Raw genomic sequence first — 19,406 nt, forward strand, 5'->3', positions numbered from 1 at the left:
ACAATCGCCGGAGGGCGCCGCGGCACCATCGCCGGACGCCGCCGCACGGTAGCGTGGTCGGCCGCCCTTGCTAGGGGCGTACCGGTCGGCCGTACACTGGCCGGGGGATTGCTGGCACTCGTACACAGTGAGTGCCAAACGGACGGCAACTGGAGGTGTGCGCGATGCTCAGTGAACGCAGGCTTGAGGTGCTGCGCGCCATCGTCCAGGACTACGTCGGCACCGAGGAACCGGTGGGCTCCAAGGCCCTCACCGAGCGCCATGCGCTCGGCGTCTCCCCGGCGACCGTGCGCAACGACATGGCCGTCCTGGAGGAGGAGGGCTTCATCGCCCAGCCCCACACCAGCGCCGGCCGGATTCCGACGGACAAGGGCTACCGGCTCTTCGTCGACCGGCTCGCGGGCGTCAAGCCCCTGTCGTCGCCGGAGCGCCGCGCGATCCAGAACTTCCTGGACAGCGCGGTCGACCTGGACGACGTCGTGGCCCGTACGGTGCGGCTGCTCGCGCAGCTGACCCGGCAGGTGGCGGTCGTCCAGTACCCGTCGCTGACGCGGTCCACGGTGCGGCATGTGGAGCTTCTCTCACTCGCGGCGGCCCGGCTGATGCTGGTGCTGATCACGGACACCGGGCGGGTCGAGCAGCGCATGGTCGACTGCCCGGCACCGTTCGGCGAGGCCGCGCTCGCGGACCTGAGGGCCCGGCTCAACGCGAGAGTCGTGGGGCGCCGCTTCGCGGACGTGCCGCAGCTCGTGCAGGACCTGCCGGAGTCCTTCGAACCGGAGGACCGAGGAACCGTTTCGACGGTCCTCGCCACCCTCCTCGAAACCCTGGTCGAAGAGACCGAGGAGCGGTTGATGATCGGCGGCACCGCCAATCTCACCCGCTTCGGACACGACTTCCCGCTGACCATCAGGCCGGTGCTGGAAGCACTTGAGGAGCAGGTCGTGCTCCTCAAGCTGCTCGGCGAGGCCAAGGAATCGGGCATGACCGTACGCATCGGGCACGAGAACAACGCCCACGAGGGACTGAACTCCACGTCCGTCGTCTCGGTCGGCTACGGTTCCGGCGGCGAGGCGGTCGCCAAACTCGGCGTGGTCGGACCGACCCGCATGGATTACCCCGGAACGATGGGAGCGGTACGCGCAGTGGCACGTTACGTCGGACAGATCCTGGCGGAGTCGTAAGTGGCCACGGACTACTACGCCGTACTCGGCGTGCGCCGCGACGCATCACAGGACGAGATCAAGAAGGCGTTCCGGCGCCTCGCACGCGAACTCCACCCGGATGTGAATCCGGACCCGAAGACGCAGGAGCGCTTCAAGGAGATCAACGCCGCGTACGAGGTCCTGTCGGACCCGCAGAAGAAGCAGGTCTACGACCTCGGCGGGGACCCGCTGTCGTCGTCGGGCGGCGGCGGAGCCGGCGGCTTCGGCGCGGGCGGCTTCGGCAACTTCTCGGACATCATGGACGCCTTCTTCGGCACGGCATCCCAGCGCGGCCCGCGCTCGCGGACCCGCCGTGGCCAGGACGCCATGATCCGCCTGGAGATCGACCTCAACGAGGCGGCCTTCGGCACCACCAAGGAGATCCAGGTCGACACCGCGGTGGTGTGCACGACCTGTTCGGGCGAGGGCGCGGCCCCCGGCACCTCAGCGCAGACCTGTGACATGTGTCGCGGTCGCGGCGAGGTGTCCCAGGTCACCCGGTCCTTCCTCGGCCAGGTCATGACCTCGCGGCCCTGCCCCCAGTGCCAGGGCTTCGGCACCGTCGTCCCCACCCCGTGCCCGGAGTGCGCGGGCGACGGCCGGATCCGCTCGCGGCGCACCCTCACCGTGAAGATCCCGGCCGGTGTCGACAACGGCACCCGTATCCAGCTCGCGGGCGAGGGCGAGGTCGGCCCGGGCGGCGGCCCCGCCGGCGACCTGTACGTGGAGATCCACGAACTGCCGCACGACGTGTTCCAGCGCCGCGGCGACGACCTGCACTGCACGGTCACCATCCCCATGACGGCCGCCTCGCTCGGCACCAAGGTGCCGCTGCAGACGCTGGACGGCATGGAGGAGGTGGACATCCGCCCGGGCACCCAGTCCGGCCAGTCCATCCCGCTGCACACCCGCGGCATCACGCATCTGCGCGGCGGCGGCCGGGGCGACCTCATCGTGCACGTCGAGGTGCTGACCCCGAGCAAGCTGGACCCGCAGCAGGAGGACCTGCTGCGCCAGCTGGCCAAGCTCCGCGGCGAGGAGCGCCCCACGGGCCAGTTCCAGCCCGGCCAGCAGGGGCTGTTCTCCCGTCTGAAGGACGCGTTCAACGGCCGCTAGGCCGAGCCGAAGGGGCCACGGGGTTCACCCCGTGGCCCCTTCCGTCTTTCCGGGGCGTCCGTGTACCGGACACGTGACCGGCCTCACCTGCCCGGACGGAAGGAGCGATTCGGAACGCGAGCCACACCGTGGCACGATGCGGACATGGCTTTGACCGATCTCTGCCGGTATCCGATCGTGCAGGCGCCCATGGCGGGCGGCGCCTCCGGTCCGGCCCTGGCCGCGGCCGTCTCCGAGGCCGGGGGGCTCGGATTCCTCGCCGCCGGGTACAAGACCGCCGACGGCATGTACCAGGAGATCAAGCAGGTGCGGGGGCTGACGGGCCAGCCCTTCGGCGTCAACCTGTTCATGCCGCAGGACCCGCACACCGACCCCGCCGCCATCGAGGTCTACCGCCACCAGCTCGCGGGCGAGGCCTCCTGGTACGAGACCCCGCTCGGCGACGCGGACTCCGGCGGCGACGACAACTACGAGGCCAAGCTGGCCATCCTGCTCGAAGACCCGGTGCCGGTCGTCTCGTTCACCTTCGGCTGCCCCCAGCGGGCCACCCTCGACGCCTTCGCGAAGGCGGGTACGTACACGATCGTCACCGTGACCACGCCCCAGGAGGCGCAGGTCGCGCAGTGGTCGGGGGCGGACGCGGTGTGTGTGCAGGGCGTCGAGGCGGGCGGCCACCAGGGCACCCACCGCGACGACCCGGAGGCCGACGACTCCGGCATCGGACTGCTCACCCTGATCGGCCTCGTCCACGAGGCGGTCCAGCTGCCGATCGTGGCGACGGGCGGCCTGATGCGGGGCGCACAGATCGCGGCGGTGCTCGCGGCGGGCGCGTCCGCCGCCCAGCTGGGGACCGCGTTCCTGGTGTGCCCCGAGTCCGGCGCGAACGTGCTGCACAAGCAGGCCCTCACCAACCCCCTTTTCGTACGCACCGAGTTGACACGGGCGTTCTCCGGGCGGCCCGCGCGGGGCCTGATGAACCGTTTCATGCGCGAGCACGGGCCATACGCCCCCGCGGGCTACCCCCAGGTGCACCAGCTCACCTCCGGGCTGCGCAAGGCCGCGGCCGCGGCCGGCGACCCCCAGGGCATGGCGCTCTGGGCGGGGCAGGGCCACCGGCTCGCCCGCGAGCTGCCCGCGGGCCGGCTCGTCGAGGTCCTGGCGGCCGAACTCGACGAGGCGCAGGCCGAGTTGACCGCAACGCTGCAGAACCTGAAGAACCAGAGGAGTACGTCATGACCGCCCCGGTCTTCGTTGTCGACAAGGTGCCGGGCGTCGGCGAGTTCGTCCTGGACGGGGCGGAGGGCCGGCACGCCGTCTCCGTCAAGCGGCTGCGCGCCGACGAGCGGGTGACCCTCACCGACGGCGCGGGCAACTGGGCGGACGCGGTGGTCGTGGCGGCCGAGGGCAAGGACCGCCTGGTCGTACGGGTCACCTCGGCCGCTGCCGAGGAGCAGCCCGCGGTACGGATCACCGTGGTGCAGGCGCTGCCCAAGGGCGACCGGGGCGAGGTCGCCGTGGAGACGATGACCGAGACCGGCGTGGACGCGATCGTGCCCTGGCAGGCGTCGCGCTGCATCACCCAGTGGAAGGGCGAGCGGGGCGCCAAGTCCCTTGCGAAATGGCGCGGTACGGCCCGCGAGGCGGGCAAGCAGTCCCGCCGGGTGCGCTTCCCCGAGGTGGGCGAGGCGCTGACCACCAAGCAGCTCGCGCCGCTCCTCGCGGGGGCCGACCTCGCGGTGGTCCTGCACGAGGACCGCGACCACCCCTCCGGCGCCCTCGCGACGGCGGATCTCCCCGCGAGCGGGGAGATCGTCCTCGTCGTGGGCCCCGAGGGCGGGGTCTCCCCGGAGGAGCTGGCCGTGTTCGCCGAGGCGGGGGCACGGCCGTACCGCCTGGGACCGAGCGTGCTGCGCACGTCGACGGCGGGTACGGCGGCGGCCGCGGTCCTGCTGGCCCGAACGGGCCGCTGGTCCTGAGGGACGCCGCCCCTCGACCCCCTGGGGCTCCGGTCCGCCCACAGGGGTGCGGGGAACTGCGCGAACGGCCATGCACGGTCCGCTGACAGCGATCGACGGGCCGGGGTCCGGGGGAGCCCCGCGTCGTGCCCCCTGGAGTGGGACAGGGGTCCGGGGCTTGCCCCGGGAGGGCGATATGGCCGCAGGGGGGCTATCGCGCGCGGGGCCGCGGTGGCACCCTGGCGCCCATGGGGGCCCAGAGGTCGAACCAGTCGAACCACCACCCGCGCCGCACGGCACTCCGCACCCTGCCCGTCCTGCTCCTGGCCGCGCTGGCAATGGGCGGGGTCACCGCCTGCGACCCCGTCGGCGGCCTCAACTCCGCCGCGGTCGCGGTCACCACCGAGCAGACCGCCACCGCCGCCCTCGCGCACGAGCACGTCGACGTCAAGTGGCTCACGTGCAACGCCAACCTCAACTCCGGCCCCAGCGCGACCCCTTCGGCGGCCGGCGGCACCCGACAGGTCGCCGATGTGAGCTGCCAGGGCGAGACCAGGGACGGCAGGCCGATCACCGTCAAGGGCAAGGTCACCCAGGAGGTGGAGGGCCGCTGTGTGAAGGGCGACCTGACCGCCAAGGTGGCCGGTCGGACGGTCTTCCGCGCCAGTGTCCTGGGCAACTGCACCGCGCCCGCCCCGACCACGGGCCCCGCGACCCCCGCGCCCGGCGGCCGCCCCACCGTCACGGTGACCGTGACCGTCACCCAGTCCTTCCAGGGCAAGTAGCGGGCGGGCAGCGGGCGGGCGGCGGACAAGGAGCGCCGCCCGAGCACGCGCACCGCGCTCCGCACCCCGGCCGCCCGAACGCGTTGAGTAGCATGCGGTTACCTGATCAACGCGACCAAGGAGGACCGGACCGTGGCCGGAGAACCGCAGGCGGACTGCCTGTTCTGCAAAATCGTCTCGGGCGATGTCCCGGCGACCGTCGTGCGGGAGACCGACACGACCGTGGCCTTCCGGGACATCAACCCCCAGGCGCCGACGCACGTCCTGGTCATCCCGAAGGTCCACCACCCCGACGGCGCCTCGCTGGCCGCCGCCGAGCCGGCCATCGCCGCGGACGTGCTGCGCGAGGCGGGGGAGGTCGCCCGCGAGGAGAAGATCGACGCCACCGGCTACCGGATCGTGTTCAACACGGGCAGCGGCGCCGGCCAGACCGTCTTCCACGCGCACGCCCACGTCCTGGGCGGCCGCGGCCTCCAGTGGCCGCCCGGATAGCCACCCGCACGTCCTGTACAGCCCCGCACAGCAAGGCAACTCACCGTGTCCGTACGTGAATTGGTGGTGCTCGGCACCGCCAGCCAGGTTCCCACCCGGCACCGCAACCACAACGGCTACCTGCTGCGCTGGGACGGCGAGGGCATCCTCTTCGACCCGGGCGAGGGCACCCAGCGGCAGATGCTGCGGGCCGGGGTCGCCGCCCACGACCTCAACCGGATCTGCGTCACGCACTTCCACGGCGACCACTCGCTGGGCCTGGCCGGGGTGATCCAGCGGATCAACCTCGACCGGGTACCGCACCCGGTCACCGCGCACTACCCGCTCAGCGGCGAGTACTTCTTCGACCGGCTGCGGTACGCCACCGCCTACCGGGAGTCCGTGCTGCTCGGCCAGGAGCCGGTGGCGGGGGAGGGCGCGGTGCTGGCCGCGACGGACGCGTACATCCTGGAGGCCCGCAGGCTCTCGCACCCCGTCGAGTCGTACGGCTACCGGCTCGTCGAGCCCGACGGGCGGCGGATGCTGCCCGAACTGCTCGCCGAGCACGGCATCAAGGGCCCCGACGTGGGCCGCCTCCAGCGCGAGGGCGAGCTGAACGGCGTCACCCTCGACGACGTCAGCGAGACCCGGCGCGGCCAGCGGTTCGCGTTCGTCATGGACACCCGGCTGTGCGAGGGCGTGCACGCGCTCGCGGACGGCTGCGACATGCTGGTCATCGAGTCGACGTTCCTGGACGGCGACGTCCAACTGGCTCTCGATCACGGCCATCTGACGGCTGGTCAGGCCGCGGCGGTGGCCCGGGACGCGGGCGTGCGCCATTTGGTCCTCACCCACTTCTCGCAGCGGTATTCCGATCCCGAGGAGTTCGAGCGGCAGGCCAGGGCCGTCGGATTCGAGGGCGAGCTGACCGTGGCCGCCGACCTCATCAGGGTCCCGCTCCCCAAGCGCACCACCTGAAACACCGCACCGAGCACCACCCTAGGAAGCCCCCCATGCCCCTGCCCAAGGCCGAACTCCACCTCCACATCGAAGGCACCCTCGAACCCGAGCTGGCCTTCGAGCTCGCCGCGCGCAACGGTGTCGAGCTGCCCTACGCCGACACCGAGGCACTCCGCAAGGCGTACCTCTTCGACGACCTCCAGTCCTTCCTGAACCTGTACTACTCGCTGATGGCGGTGCTGCGGACCGAGGACGACTTCGCGGCGCTCGCCGACGCGTATCTGGCCCGGGCCGCGGCCCAGGGCGTGCGGCACGCCGAGATCTTCTTCGACCCCCAGGCGCACACGGCGCGCGGCATCTCCATCGCCACGGTCGTGGAGGGCCTGTGGCGGGCGCTGGCCGCGAGCGAGAAACGCCACGGCGTCTCCACCCGGCTCATCATGTGCTTCCTACGCGACGAGCCGGCCGAATCGGCGCTGCTCACCCTTGAGGCGGCGCGGCCGCATCTGGACCGGATCACCGGCATCGGCCTCGATTCGGCGGAGGTCGGGCATCCCCCGGCCAAGTTCCGCGAGGTGTACGAAGCGGCCGCCGCGCTCGGCCTTCGGCGGGTCGCACACGCGGGGGAGGAGGGGCCGCCCGCGTACATCACCGAGGCGCTCGACCTGCTGGGCGTCGAGCGGATCGACCACGGCCTGCGGGCCCTGGAGGACCCGGACCTGGTGGCCCGCCTGGTCCGGGACCGTGTGCCGCTGACGCTGTGCCCGCTGTCCAACGTGCGGCTGCGGGCGGTCGACGTCCTTTCGGAGCATCCGCTGCCGGCGATGATGGACGCCGGGCTGCTGTGCACGGTCAACTCCGACGACCCCGCGTACTTCGGCGGGTACGCGGAGGACAACTTCCTCGCGGTGCGGGAGGCGTTGGGGCTTTCCCCGGAGCGGCTCCGGGAGCTGGCCCGGAACTCCTTCGAGGCGGCGTTCCTCGACGACGACGAGCCGCGGCGTGCGGCCTACCTCGCGGAGGTGGACGCCTACGACTTCCCAAAGCCGTAACCCCGGGCCCCGCATCCCCGGGGCTGCGCCCCGGCCCCTGGCTTTCGGCTGCGGGCCGTGGGGGCCGTTCGCGCAGTTCCCCGCGCCCCCAACCCCGCCCTCGTCCGTCCACCGTGCGTGGCTGGTCGCGCAGTTCCCCGCGCCCCTGTAGGTGACCCGGACCCCCCGGTCGCGCGCACCGCGGTGGAGCTGCGCAATGTCACAGCCCCGCGCCCCTGAATGCCCTCGGTGCTGGCCGGCACCGAGGGCATTTCAGCCCGTCCGGCGTTTGAGGACGAGCGCCCTTAAGGCGCGATACGGGGTCTGGGGCGGAGCCCCAGGGGCCGGAACCAGCCAACCCGGAGTGATGGGCGGGCGGGTGGGCAAATCCCCCGGGGGTCGGGGCGGAGCTCAGGAAGCCAGTACCTTGCGGCGCCGCCTCGCGCGGGAGCGGATCGCGATCTCGGCCACCTCCTGCTCGGGCACGCCGATCTGGGGGAGCAGCGCCGCGGAGGCGGCCCCCCGCCCCGCGACCACCGCCGCGGGCATACCGCCCCGGCGCCGGATGGACCCCGGCACCAGCGGCCGCCCGGCCGTGTGCAGGGCCACCGCCGTCATCGGCGCCGCGATGAGCAGCAGCAGCGCGCACAGTACGAGCCCCATGCCCCGGTACCCGGCGTACTCCGAGAGCAGGCTCCCGGTGAGCGGGCCGCAGGCCACCCCGAGCGAGGACGCGGAGCCCGCGAGCACCGCCCAGCGTCCGCGGGGGTCGAGCGAGGCGGACAGGCCGATCAGATAGGACAGGACGACCGGGTAGAAGACGTTCCAGAGGATCTCGCCGGTCGCGAAGGACACCAGTCCGTGCGCCGACGAACTCGCCACGATGCAGGCCGCGATGACCGCCGTACCCGCCCCGATCGGCACCGCCCGCCCGAGCCGCGCGCCGAGCGCACCCGCGCCCAGGACCCCGAGCAGCCCCGCGCCGAGGCCGGCCGCGAACACCATGCCGACGGTGACCTCGGTCAGCCCGGCCTGGGTGAGGCCGATCCGCCCGCTCACGCCCCACAGTGCGTTCTGCGCGAGGGACCAGCAGAGCATGGTCGCGGCCAGGACGGTGCCGGAGCGCCGGTGGGGGAGCCGTACACCCGCGGCGACCTGGACGGTCTCCACCTGGGGGGCCGTACCGCAGGCGTCCGGGAGCCACCGTGTGGCGGGCCACACCAGCGCCGCCACGACGGCGATGGAGGCGAGCGGGGTCGCGTGCCCGCCACCGAGGTGAGGGATCGTCAGGTAGAGCACGCCGGCCGTCGCGGACACCGAGAGCAGGCCGAGCGTGGAGGCCCGGTGGGGGTCGCGCTGGGCGGCGATGCCGGCCGCCGCGACCGCCGTGGCCGTACCGGAGCCGAGCCCACCGACCATGGCGCCCGCCACGACGAGCGGGACCAGGGTGGTCAGCGCGGCGGCGCCGTAGCCGGTGGCGGCGAGGATCAGTCCGTAGCGGGCCAGGCGGCGCGGCCCGTGCTGCTCGACTCTGGAGGCGAGGGTGAAACCGGCCGTGGCCGAGCTCAACAGGAGGGCGGAGCCGACCAGTCCGGCTTCGGCGGGGGTGAGTCCGAGGCCGGCCGAGAGCCGGCCGACGACGGTGGGGAGGAGGTAGGCGGCGAGGTAACCGGCGGTGAAGACGGCGACCAGGGGCCAGGCAGCACGAGGGCGTGCGGACATGGGCGTTCCAAGGAACAGTGCCCGTGGGGCAGGGAGGTCAAAGAGGGGGGATGCGCCCGGTGTTGTACGGGATCGCGAGGCCAATTTGTATCAAGCGTCCCGAGTGCGCGAAAAGCCAGGACGGAGTGATCTGGGTCACGTTTCGTTTGGCCTGGATTCCGCCGGGTAGACGAGCGAATTTCGCGGAGCGGGAGGGGAGTTGGGGGGCGGCCCGTCGAAGGTGCGCGCCCCTTGACGGTGGTTGTTCACATATCTAGTCTCGATTTGCGTTGATGGACGAATGGTCGGTCGAGCGGCAGGCCGGGGTCGATGAATGGACGGGATCGCATGAGTCGAGTTGTCCCTGCGGGCGCACGGCGGATCGCCGAGGTGCGGCTCACCCCCGTCCTCGTCTGCGACCCCCCGCTCCTCAACGTCCAGGGCGTGCATCAGCCGTACACGCCCCGCCTGATCGTCGAGGTCGTCACGGACGAGGGGGTGACCGGGGTCGGCGAGACGTACGGCGACACCCCGTACCTCGAACTGGCCCGACCGTATGCCGGGGCGCTGCTGGGTCACGAGCTCGCCGACCTCAACGGCCTGTTCACGTCCATGAACCTCATCGATGTGGACGAGTCCCGGATCGACGACTCGGTGGACGTCGGCGGGCTGCGGGGCGTGCAGACCGCGGACAAGCTGCGCCTGTCCGTCGTCTCCGCCTTCGAGGTCGCCTGTCTGGACGCGCTCGGCAAGACCGGGGGCGTCCCCGTCCACACCCTGCTCGGCGGCAAGGTCCGCGACGCCGTGGACTACAGCGCCTACCTCTTCTACCGCTGGGCCGAACACCCCGGCGGCGCGGGGGAGAAGGACTCCTGGGGCGCGGCGCTCGACCCCGCGGGGATCGTCGAGCAGGCCCGCCGTTTCGTGCGCGAGTACGGCTTCCGCTCCTTCAAGCTCAAGGGCGGTGTCTTCCCGCCCGAGCAGGAGGTGGCCGCGGTCCGCGCCCTCGCCGCCGCCTTCCCCGGCCACCCGCTCCGGCTCGACCCCAACGGCGGCTGGACGCCGGGGACCTCGCTGCGGGTGGCCGCCGAACTCGCCGACGTACTCGAATACCTGGAGGACCCGGCGCCGGGCACGGCCGCGATGGCCGAGGTGTCACGGGGCACCTCGGTGCCCCTCGCCACCAACATGTGCGTGACGACGTTCCCCGAGATCCGCGAGGCCTTCCTGAGTGACGCCGTGCAGGTCGTCCTGTCCGACCACCACTACTGGGGCGGTCTGCGCAACACGCGTGAACTCGCCGCGATCTGCCGGGTGTTCGGGGTGGGGCTGTCCATGCACTCCAATACGCACCTGGGGATCAGCCTCGCCGCGATGACCCACGTAGCGGCGACCGTCCCCAACCTCGACCACGCCTGCGACAGCCACTATCCGTGGCAGACGGAGGACGTGATCACCGTTCGGCACGAGTTCCGCGACGGGCGCCTTGCGGTGTCCGACGCCCCCGGCCTCGGCGTCGAGCTCGACCGCACCGAACTGGCCCGGCTCCACCGGCGCTGGCTCGACGACGACGGCACCCTGCGGGACCGCGACGACGCGGCCGCGATGCGGCGGGCCCCGGAGCACGCCGACTGGACGGTCCCGGCACTTCCGCGCTGGTAGCGGCACCGCGGCGGCCCTTCCGCGGCGTACATCGGGCAGACTTGCCAGATCTGTACGCGAACGGAGAGCCCGCCGTGACGAGACCAGACAGCAGAGAGCAGCCGTCCCACCCGCACCACGAGCCCCGGCTGCCCGGCCCCGAGCCCGAGCCCGCCGAGTGGAACCCGCGGCGCCCGGGTGCCGAGCCGCGCCGGTCCCCGCGGGTCGACCCGCTCGACGGGCTGCGCGACCCGCGAGATCCGCCCTGCGACGTCTTCCTCACCGGCACGGTCTTCCTCGACATCGTCTTCACCGGGCTCGATTCGACGCCGGTGCGCGGCACCGAGTCCTGGGCGCGCGGCATGGGTTCGAGCCCCGGCGGCGTAGCCAACATGGCCACCGCGCTCGCCCGCCTCGGCCTGCGCACCTCCCTGGCCGCGGCCTTCGGCGACGACCACTACGGCGAGTACTGCTGGGACGCGCTCGAACAGGGCGAGGGCATCGACCTGTCGCTGTCGCGGACCGTGCCCGGCTGGCACTCCCCGGTCACCGTCTCGATGGCGTACGAGGGCGAACGCACGATGGTCACCCACGGGCACGAGGCACCCCACGAACTGTCCGCGCCCAACGGCCCGCCCCGGGCCCGCGCCGCCGTCGCATCCCTGGTGCCGGGCCGCCGCGAGGGCTGGATCGAGGACGCGGCGCGCTCCGGTGCGCGGATCTTCGCCGACGTCGGCTGGGACGACACCGGCCGCTGGGACCTCGCCGGACTGCCCGAGCTCGAACACTGCGAGGCGTTCCTGCCCAACGCCGCCGAGGCGATGCGCTACACCCGTACCGACTGCCCGCGGGCCGCGGCCCGCGCGCTGGCCGAGAAGGTGCCGCTGGCGGTCGTGACGCTGGGTTCCGAGGGGGCGTACGCGGTGGACGGCGCGACCGGGGAGACGGCGGACGTCCCGGCCATCGAGGTCGAGGCCCTCGACCCGACCGGGGCGGGGGACGTCTTCGTGGCCGGCTTCGTCACCGGCACCCTGGCGGGCTGGCCGCTCGCCGACCGCCTCGCCTTCGCGGGGCTCACCGCGGCCCTCTCGGTCCAGGAGTTCGGGGGGTCGCTCTCGGCACCGGGCTGGGCCGAGGTGGCGAGCTGGTGGGAGCGCGTACGGACCCTGCCCGACCAGGACCCGTCGGCGCTGCGCCGCTACGCCTTCCTCTCCGACCTCCTGCCCGGCGCGGCCCGCACCTGGCCCCTGCGCCGGGCCGTCCCCACCCTGGGCTTCCGCCACCCCGTGTAAGGCCCCGGGCGCGGGCGGGCACGACCCGGCCGGGCCCGGCCCGCCCCGGGCCTCGGCGAGGCCCCCCGAACCACCCGGGGTGGAAAACCTCTCGGCGCGCCGCACGGCAAGTCGTAGGCTTGGTGTTCCAGAGGCTCTCGAGCAGCGAGAACCCTGCAACGGGAGGTATGTGCAGGCCCCAGAGCCGGCCCATGACTCAGACACCCACACAGCCGCAGGCGCACGCCCAGATCACCATCCCGGCCAAGCACCCGATGGTGACCGTCCTGGGTTCGAGCGACTCCCTGCTGCGCGTGATCGAGAAGGCCTTCCCGTCGGCCGACATCCACGTACGGGGCAATGTGATCAGCGCCGTGGGGGACGCGACGGAAGTCGCCCTCATCCAGCGACTGTTCGACGAGATGATGCTGGTGCTCCGCACCGGACAGTCGATGACGGAGGACGCAGTGGAACGCTCGATCGCCATGCTCCGGGCGAGCGCCAACGGCAATGCGAACGGCAACCAGGCCAACGGCGACGGGCACGGCGAGACGCCGGCCGAGGTGCTCACCCAGAACATCCTCTCCAGCCGCGGCCGCACCATCCGCCCCAAGACCCTCAACCAGAAGCGGTACGTCGACGCGATCGACAAGCACACGATCGTCTTCGGCATCGGCCCCGCCGGTACCGGCAAGACCTACCTCGCCATGGCCAAGGCGGTCCAGGCCCTGCAGTCCAAGCAGGTCACCCGGATCATCCTGACCCGGCCCGCGGTGGAGGCCGGCGAGCGCCTCGGCTTCCTGCCCGGCACGCTCTACGAGAAGATCGACCCGTATCTGCGCCCGCTGTACGACGCCCTGCACGACATGCTCGACCCGGACTCGATCCCGCGCCTGATGGCGGCCGGCACGATCGAGGTCGCCCCGCTGGCGTACATGCGCGGCCGCACCCTCAACGACGCGTTCATCATCCTCGACGAGGCGCAGAACACCAGCGCCGAGCAGATGAAGATGTTCCTGACCAGGCTCGGCTTCGACTCGAAGATCGTCATCACCGGTGACGTCACCCAGGTCGACCTGCCGAACGGCACGAAGAGCGGTCTGCGCCAGGTCCAGGACATCCTGGACGGCGTCGACGACGTGCACTTCTCCAGGCTCACCTCGCAGGATGTCGTACGGCACAAGCTCGTCGGCCGTATCGTCGACGCGTACGAGCAGTACGACAGCCGCCAGGACCAGGAAGGTCGCGGCGGCCGAAACGGGAAGTAGAGCAGAGCGCACCATGTCGATCGACGTCAACAACGAGTCCGGAACCGAGGTCGACGAGCAGGCGATCCTCGACATCGCCCGCTACGCGCTCACGCGGATGCGGATCCACCCGCTCTCCGAACTGTCGGTGATCGTCGTGGACGCCGAGGCCATGGAGCAGCTGCACATCCAGTGGATGGACCTGCCGGGTCCGACCGATGTCATGTCCTTCCCGATGGACGAGCTGCGCCCGCCGTCGAAGGACGACGAGGAGCCCCCGCAGGGGCTCCTCGGTGACATCGTGCTGTGCCCCGAGGTCGCCAAGAAGCAGGGCGAGGACGCCGAGACGCAGCACTCCATGGACGAGGAGCTCCAGCTCCTCACCGTCCACGGCGTGCTGCACCTGCTCGGCTACGACCACGAGGAGCCGGACGAGAAGGCCGAGATGTTCGGCCTCCAGGCGGCCATCGTCGACGGCTGGCGTGCGGAGAAGGGCCTGACCGGTCCCTCCCCGGCGCCGACCGTCTCATGACCGGTCAGCTGATCGCGGGAGCCGTCGCCCTGGTCGTCGTGGCCTGGCTCGCGGCCTGCGCCGAGGCCGGCCTCGCCCGCATCTCCTCCTTCCGTGCGGCCGAAGCGGTCCGCACCGGCCGGCGCGGCAGCGCCAAGCTCGCCCAGATCGCCTCCGACCCCACGCGCTACCTCAACGTCGCCCTGCTCGTGCGGGTCGCCTGCGAGATGGCGGCGGGCGTCCTCGTCACGTACGTGTGCCTGGAGGAGTTCGGCGAGACGTGGGCCGCGCTGCTCGTGGCCATCGCCGTGATGGTCCTCGTGTCGTACGTCGCCGTCGGCGTCTCGCCCCGCACCATCGGCCGCCAGCACCCCCTGAACACCGCGACGGCCGCCGCGTACGTGCTGCTGCCGCTGGCCAGGATCATGGGGCCGATCCCGCAGCTCCTGATCCTCCTGGGCAACGCGCTCACCCCCGGAAAGGGCTTCCGCAAGGGGCCGTTCGCCTCCGAGGCCGAGCTGCGGGCGATGGTCGACCTCGCCGAGGCGGAATCGCTGATCGAGGACGACGAGCGCCGGATGGTGCACTCGGTGTTCGAGCTGGGCGACACCCTGGTGCGCGAGGTCATGGTGCCGCGCACCGACCTCGTCTGCATCGAGCGCTACAAGACGATCCGCCAGGCCCTCACCCTCGCCCTGCGCTCGGGGTTCTCGCGCATCCCGGTGACCGGCGAGAACGAGGACGACATCGTCGGGATCGTCTACCTGAAGGACCTGGTCCGCAAGACGCACATCAACCGGGACTCGGAGGCCGACCTGGTCTCCACCGCGATGCGCCCCGCCGCCTTCGTGCCCGACACCAAGAACGCGGGCGACCTGCTGCGCGAGATGCAGCAGCAGCGCAGCCACGTCGCGGTCGTCATCGACGAGTACGGCGGCACCGCCGGCATCGTCACCATCGAGGACATCCTGGAAGAGATCGTCGGCGAGATCACCGACGAGTACGACCGCGAACTGCCGCCCGTCACCGAGCTCGCGGACGGCTGCTTCCGGGTCACCGCCCGGCTCGACATCGGCGACCTGGGCGAGCTGTTCGGGTTCGACGAGTTCGACGACGAGGACGTGGAGACCGTCGGCGGGCTGCTCGCCAAGTCGCTCGGCCGGGTGCCGATCGCCGGGGCCACGGCCGTGGTGGAACTGCCCGACGCACGCAGGCTGCGGCTCACCGCCGAGTCCCCGGCCGGCCGCCGCAACAAGATCGTCACCGTGCTCGTGGAGCCGACCAAGGACGAAGAGGACGAGGAGGGCGTGGCGTGACACCGAAGCAACTGCGGGCTTTCTGCCTGGAGTTCAACGCCGTGACGGAGGAGTTCCCGTTCAACCCGGAGACCTCCGTCTTCAAGGTGCTCGGCAAGATCTTCGCGCTCACCTCCCTCGACGGGAAGCCGCTCACGGTCAACCTCAAGTGCGACCCGGACGAGGCGGTCAGGCTCCGCGAGGAGCACCCCGCGATCGTGCCCGGCTACCACATGAACAAGCGGCACTGGAACACCGTGAACACGGCCGAGCTCCCGGACCGGCTGGTCCGGGAGCTCATCGAGGACTCGTACGACCTGGTGGTCGCCGGCCTGCCGAAGGCCGAACGGCTCCGCCTCGACCGGGCCTGAGCCGCGGGGCCCTGCCTCGCAGGGCCCCGCGAGGCGACGGCCGGAGCGGGCGCGGGAGGCACTAGGCCTTCCCGCGGCCGAGGCCGAGGCCGACCGCCACCAGGGCGGCCGCCGCGACCACGACACCCGCGTCGATCGCGAGGACCGTGCGCACCCCGTCGAACAGCGAGGCCTGCGTGGTGGCGAGCACGCCGAGCAGCGGGATGCCGACGGTGAGGCCGACCTGCTGGGTGGTCGTGACGAGGCCGGTCGCAAGACCCTGCTCCTCGTCGGGCACCCCGCTGGTCACGGTCACGCCGTACGAGATGATCGCGCCGAGGTGGCACATGCTGGCCAGCGAGACGGCCACGGTGGCGAGCAGGGCGCCCGAGTGGGTGCCGAGCCCCAACAGGCCCGCGATGAAGGCCCCTTGGCCGAGCAGCGAGGCGGCCAGCACGCGCCGGGAGCCGAAGCGCCCGATCAGCCGGGCCGCGTACGTACCGGCGACGGCCGATGCCAGGCCCTGGATGCCGAAGACCAGGCCCGTCTCGAAGGACGAGAGCCCCAGGGTCTCCTGGAGGTAGAGGGTCAGCACGAAGACGACCGTCGACATCATCGAGAAGGTGACCAGACCGCCCAGGTTGCCCCAGGCCACCGTGCGGCGCTTCAGCATCGGCAGCGAGACCAGCGGCGCCGACGCCTTCGACTCGACGACCACGAACGCGGCGAGCAGGGCGATGCCGACGGCCAGGGTGCCCCACACGTCCGCGCCGCCGAACCCGCGCTGGGCCGCCGTCGACAGGGCGTAGATCACCGCGAGCAGCCCACCGGTGACGGCGACGGCGCCGGGCACGTCCAGACGCGGCCGCTCGGGGGTGCGGGACTCCGGCAGCAGCCCCGGCGCCAGGGCCAGGACGACCACCGCGAAGGCCACGAGCAGGCCCATCGTGGAGCGCCAGCCGAGCGTGTCGGTCATGACGCCGCCGAGCACCATGCCGACCGTGAAGCCCAGCGAGAGCAGGGTGCCGGAGATGCCGAGCGCCTTGTCGCGCAGCGGGCCCTCCGGGAACGTCGTGGTCAGCAGGGACATGCCGGTCGGCACGATCACCGCCGCGCCGAGGCCCTGCAGGGCGCGCCCGGTCAGGAAGGACGCCGGGTCCCAGGCCAGGGTGGCAAGGAGGGAGGCCGCGCCGAAGACGGCCAGGCCCGTCAGGAACAGCTTCTTGCGGCCGAACAGGTCGGCGATGCGGCCGAACAGGAGCAGGAAGCCGCCCGAGGGAAGGGCGAACGCGGTCACCGCCCACTGCAGCGCGGACTGGCCGAGCCCCAGGTCCTTGCCGAGCGCGGGCAGCGCCACGTTCAGTACGGAGAAGTCCAGTGCCACCATGAACTGGGCGGCGCAGAGCACGAAGAGGACCAGCTTGGCCCGGCCGCCGAGCCGGGCGTCCACGGGGGAACCGGGTGCGGAGTCTCCGCGCGGACCGGGGGAGGGGGCCGCCGTCTCGGGCCCGGTGGTTGTCGTCGCTGTATCGATCGCCATGGCCATACCTTCGCGGTCCGGGAATGGCCGTGGAGAGTGGGAACTTATCCTGTTGGTGGCACCACCAGGCAGCCGACAGGGGGAATTTCGTGGCTACACCGATCGACCGGCACCGGCGCAGTGAGCTGCGCGAGTTCCTGATGAGCAGGCGCGCGCGGATCACCCCCACGCAGGCGGGACTGCCCGACGGCGGGGCCCGCCGCCGCACGCCCGGACTGCGCCGCGAGGAGGTCGCGGTGCTCGCGGGCGTGGGGGTCTCCTGGTACCAGTGGCTCGAACAGGGCCGCGACATCACGGTCTCCCCGCAGGTGTTGGACGCGGTCGGCCGGGTGCTCCAACTGACCAGCGCCGAGCGCCGCCACCTGTACGTGCTCGCCGGGCTCAACCCGCCCGCCCCGGAGGTCGACCCGGCCAACACCGACATGTGCCAGGGACTGCAGCGCCTGATCGACGCGTGGATGCCGTTCCCCGCGCACATCATGGACGCGTACTGGAACACGGTCATGTACAACGAGTCGGCCGCGCTCGTCCTCGGGATGCGCCCCGAGATCGTGCAGAACTGCCTGATCGCCTTCTTCACCGACCCCATCTACCGTGCGCGGGCCCAGCGTTGGGACGAGATCGCCTGCAACGTCGTCGCCCAGTTCCGGGCGGCCTGCTCCGAGCACCCCGACGACGAGGGTTTCCGGGCGGTGGTCGAGCAGGCGAAGGAGCTCAGCCCCGAGTTCGTCGAGCTGTGGGAGCGCCGGGACGTCCAGCCCGGCGGCCAGCTCCGCAAGGAGATGGAACACCCCCTCGTCGGCGCCCTGCACGTCGAGTCCACCCAGCTGCGCGTCCCGGCCCGCCCGGACCTGGTGATCGTGCTGCACACCCCGCTCCCGAACACGGACACGGCGCAGAAGCTGGAATGGCTGACGTCGCCGGAGGGGCGGCGGGGATCGATGTATCCGATCGCCGGCTGAGAAACGCGACTGCAGCGGGACGGTGCCGTCGCATACAGTCGGCGCGCACAGGAAACACACAGCTTTCGTCCCGTGGGGGGATTTACGCATGCCCGTTTTCACCGCCGTCTCCGTCGGACGTGCCGCCGCCGTGGCCCTGGCCGCCTCGTCCCTGGCGTTCGCCGCCGCGTGCGGCAGCTCGGACGGCACGAGTGACAAGCCGGCCGGGAAGGACGCCGCCAAGTCCTCGTCGTCCGCCGCCCCGGGCACCTCCGGTGACGCGGGCAGCGCCAAGGGGGCCGTCACCGAGGCCCGGCTCAAGGCGGCCCTGCTCACCGAGAAGGACGTCCCGGCGGGCTGGAAGGCGGGACCGAGCACCGGTGGCCTCACGTTCGGCAAGGCCACCAAGCCCGAGTGCCAGAAGCTCATGCAGCTGATGCAGAGCGAGGCCGCCCCGATGGGTGCCGCCACCCGGCAGACGAGCAACTTCGAGTACGGCCTTCAGCAGGTTTTCGGCTTCGACGGCGACAAGGCCGCCGGGTACCTCAAGGGCTTCGACGCGACCCTCGCCCAGTGTGCCGCCTTCACCGTCGACGTGGAGGGCGAGAAGTACCCCGCCACCGTGAAGCCGCTGACGGTGGACAAGGCGGGCGACGAGGCACACGGCTACGAGCTGATCATGGACATGGGCCCGATCAAGATGGGCTTCCACAACTACGTGGTCCGCAAGGGCGGGGCCCTGAGCGCGCTCTCGACGAAGGGCAAGCAGCCGGTCGGCATCCCGGCGGCGGAGTACAAGGCCGTCACCGGCACCGTCGCCAAGAAGCTGGACCAGGCGATTCAGGGCTGAGCCCCCGCACCTGTCGGCCCCGGGCACTCCTTATGCTCGGAGCATGACTGAGAGCACCGCACTCGACCCCGAGGACCGCAAGATCATCACGCTCGCGCGCAGCGCCCGGGCCCGCAACGGCGTGGCCGAGGGCGCGGCCGTGCGCGACGAGACGGGCCGCACGTACGTGGCCGGCACGGTCGAGCTCCCCTCCCTGAAGCTTTCCGCGCTCCAGACCGCGGTCGCGATGGCGGTGGCGAGCGGAGCGAAGTCGCTGGAGGCGGCGGCGGTGGTGACGGAGGCGACCCACCCGGCGGAAGCCGACGTCGCGGCGGTACGCGACCTGGGCGACCCCACCACCCCCCTCCTCCTGGTGGCGCCGGACGGCACCCTGAAGTCCACGCTCTGACCGGCCCCCGGGCCCGTTGAGGAACGCCGAACAGGTCCCGTCGACGAAGTCGCGGGACCTGCGGGGTGCTCGGTGACGGGCGTGGGGCCGGGGCTGATGGGTCCGGCCCCCGGGATCGGCTTGTTGGTGTGGGTCAGCCGGCGAGCTG

The 19,406-nt window shown here is 72.0% G+C and carries 19 protein-coding genes; 17 read left to right on the top strand and 2 right to left on the bottom strand.

The features are described 5' to 3' along the window. The first annotated feature begins 164 nt into the window (after positions 1–164). The 8 genes from hrcA (at position 165) to IE267_RS33615 (ending at position 7,544) form a co-directional block, all read left to right on the top strand. Positions 165–1,184, top strand: coding sequence for a heat-inducible transcriptional repressor HrcA (hrcA, locus tag IE267_RS33580; protein WP_100578282.1), 1,020 nt, complete (start codon positions 165–167; stop codon positions 1,182–1,184). Next, a complete protein-coding gene (dnaJ, locus tag IE267_RS33585) occupies positions 1,185–2,321 on the top strand; it encodes a molecular chaperone DnaJ (protein ID WP_161245711.1) in 1,137 nt (378 codons plus the stop codon). A gap of 144 nt (positions 2,322–2,465) precedes the next feature. After that, positions 2,466–3,557 (top strand): nitronate monooxygenase, encoded by a 1,092-nt coding sequence (locus tag IE267_RS33590; protein WP_167153326.1) that lies wholly within the window; start codon positions 2,466–2,468, stop codon positions 3,555–3,557. Further along, on the top strand, positions 3,554–4,297 hold the full coding sequence (locus IE267_RS33595; protein ID WP_189765730.1) for a 16S rRNA (uracil(1498)-N(3))-methyltransferase: 744 nt from the start codon (positions 3,554–3,556) through the stop codon (positions 4,295–4,297). The genes IE267_RS33590 and IE267_RS33595 overlap by 4 nt, the downstream gene beginning before the upstream one ends. A 227-nt stretch (positions 4,298–4,524) precedes the next feature. Then, complete coding sequence (locus IE267_RS33600) at positions 4,525–5,061, top strand: hypothetical protein (RefSeq protein WP_308428869.1); 537 nt, start codon at positions 4,525–4,527, stop codon at positions 5,059–5,061. 132 nt (positions 5,062–5,193) lie between these two features. After that, positions 5,194–5,553 (top strand): histidine triad nucleotide-binding protein, encoded by a 360-nt coding sequence (locus tag IE267_RS33605; protein WP_161245708.1) that lies wholly within the window; start codon positions 5,194–5,196, stop codon positions 5,551–5,553. A gap of 45 nt (positions 5,554–5,598) precedes the next feature. Further along, a complete protein-coding gene (locus IE267_RS33610; protein ID WP_189765731.1) occupies positions 5,599–6,510 on the top strand; it encodes a ribonuclease Z in 912 nt (303 codons plus the stop codon). Between the two features lie 35 nt (positions 6,511–6,545). Further along, the gene (locus IE267_RS33615; RefSeq protein ID WP_189765732.1) at positions 6,546–7,544 is read left to right on the top strand and encodes an adenosine deaminase; all 999 of its coding nucleotides are present in this window, start codon (positions 6,546–6,548) and stop codon (positions 7,542–7,544) included. A gap of 390 nt (positions 7,545–7,934) precedes the next feature. Here the strand turns inward: IE267_RS33615 and IE267_RS33620 are convergent, their stop codons facing one another. After that, complete coding sequence (locus IE267_RS33620) at positions 7,935–9,245, bottom strand: MFS transporter (protein ID WP_167153332.1); 1,311 nt, start codon at positions 9,243–9,245, stop codon at positions 7,935–7,937. 327 nt (positions 9,246–9,572) lie between these two features. Between IE267_RS33620 and IE267_RS33625 the strand changes: the two genes are divergently transcribed. The 6 genes from IE267_RS33625 to IE267_RS33650 all read left to right on the top strand — a co-directional run bounded on the left by IE267_RS33625 (position 9,573) and on the right by IE267_RS33650 (position 15,560). Next, the gene (locus IE267_RS33625; protein ID WP_189765733.1) at positions 9,573–10,886 is read left to right on the top strand and encodes a glucarate dehydratase family protein; all 1,314 of its coding nucleotides are present in this window, start codon (positions 9,573–9,575) and stop codon (positions 10,884–10,886) included. Positions 10,887–11,107: 221 nt separating this feature from the next. After that, positions 11,108–12,157 carry a carbohydrate kinase family protein gene (locus IE267_RS33630; protein ID WP_229861559.1) on the top strand — a complete coding sequence of 350 codons (1,050 nt, stop codon included), beginning with the start codon at positions 11,108–11,110 and terminating at the stop codon, positions 12,155–12,157. 191 nt (positions 12,158–12,348) lie between these two features. Next, positions 12,349–13,404 carry a PhoH family protein gene (locus IE267_RS33635; RefSeq protein WP_161245695.1) on the top strand — a complete coding sequence of 352 codons (1,056 nt, stop codon included), beginning with the start codon at positions 12,349–12,351 and terminating at the stop codon, positions 13,402–13,404. A gap of 13 nt (positions 13,405–13,417) precedes the next feature. Next, entirely contained in the window at positions 13,418–13,915 is a 498-nt protein-coding gene (gene ybeY, locus IE267_RS33640; RefSeq protein ID WP_100578292.1) for an rRNA maturation RNase YbeY, read from the top strand. Continuing rightward, entirely contained in the window at positions 13,912–15,210 is a 1,299-nt protein-coding gene (locus tag IE267_RS33645; RefSeq protein ID WP_167153334.1) for a hemolysin family protein, read from the top strand. Before ybeY ends, IE267_RS33645 begins: the two co-directional genes overlap by 4 nt. Beyond that, complete coding sequence (locus IE267_RS33650; RefSeq protein WP_161251351.1) at positions 15,207–15,560, top strand: MmcQ/YjbR family DNA-binding protein; 354 nt, start codon at positions 15,207–15,209, stop codon at positions 15,558–15,560. Before IE267_RS33645 ends, IE267_RS33650 begins: the two co-directional genes overlap by 4 nt. A gap of 61 nt (positions 15,561–15,621) precedes the next feature. Here the strand turns inward: IE267_RS33650 and IE267_RS33655 are convergent, their stop codons facing one another. Next, entirely contained in the window at positions 15,622–17,079 is a 1,458-nt protein-coding gene (locus IE267_RS33655; RefSeq protein ID WP_189765734.1) for an MFS transporter, read from the bottom strand. A gap of 140 nt (positions 17,080–17,219) precedes the next feature. Here IE267_RS33655 and IE267_RS33660 point away from each other — a divergent pair, with 140 nt between their 5' ends. From IE267_RS33660 to IE267_RS33670, 3 genes are all read left to right on the top strand, one after another. Next, positions 17,220–18,041, top strand: a complete 822-nt coding sequence (locus IE267_RS33660; RefSeq protein ID WP_229861560.1) for a helix-turn-helix transcriptional regulator — start codon at positions 17,220–17,222, stop codon at positions 18,039–18,041. Positions 18,042–18,129: 88 nt separating this feature from the next. Continuing rightward, entirely contained in the window at positions 18,130–18,870 is a 741-nt protein-coding gene (locus tag IE267_RS33665; protein WP_189765735.1) for a hypothetical protein, read from the top strand. Positions 18,871–18,913: 43 nt separating this feature from the next. Beyond that, on the top strand, positions 18,914–19,258 hold the full coding sequence (locus IE267_RS33670) for a cytidine deaminase-like protein (RefSeq protein WP_189765736.1): 345 nt from the start codon (positions 18,914–18,916) through the stop codon (positions 19,256–19,258). Positions 19,259–19,406: the final 148 nt, after the last annotated feature.

Source organism: Streptomyces xanthochromogenes, from assembly GCF_014650455.1.
GTDB classification, from domain to species: Bacteria; Actinomycetota; Actinomycetes; order Streptomycetales; family Streptomycetaceae; genus Streptomyces; species Streptomyces xanthochromogenes.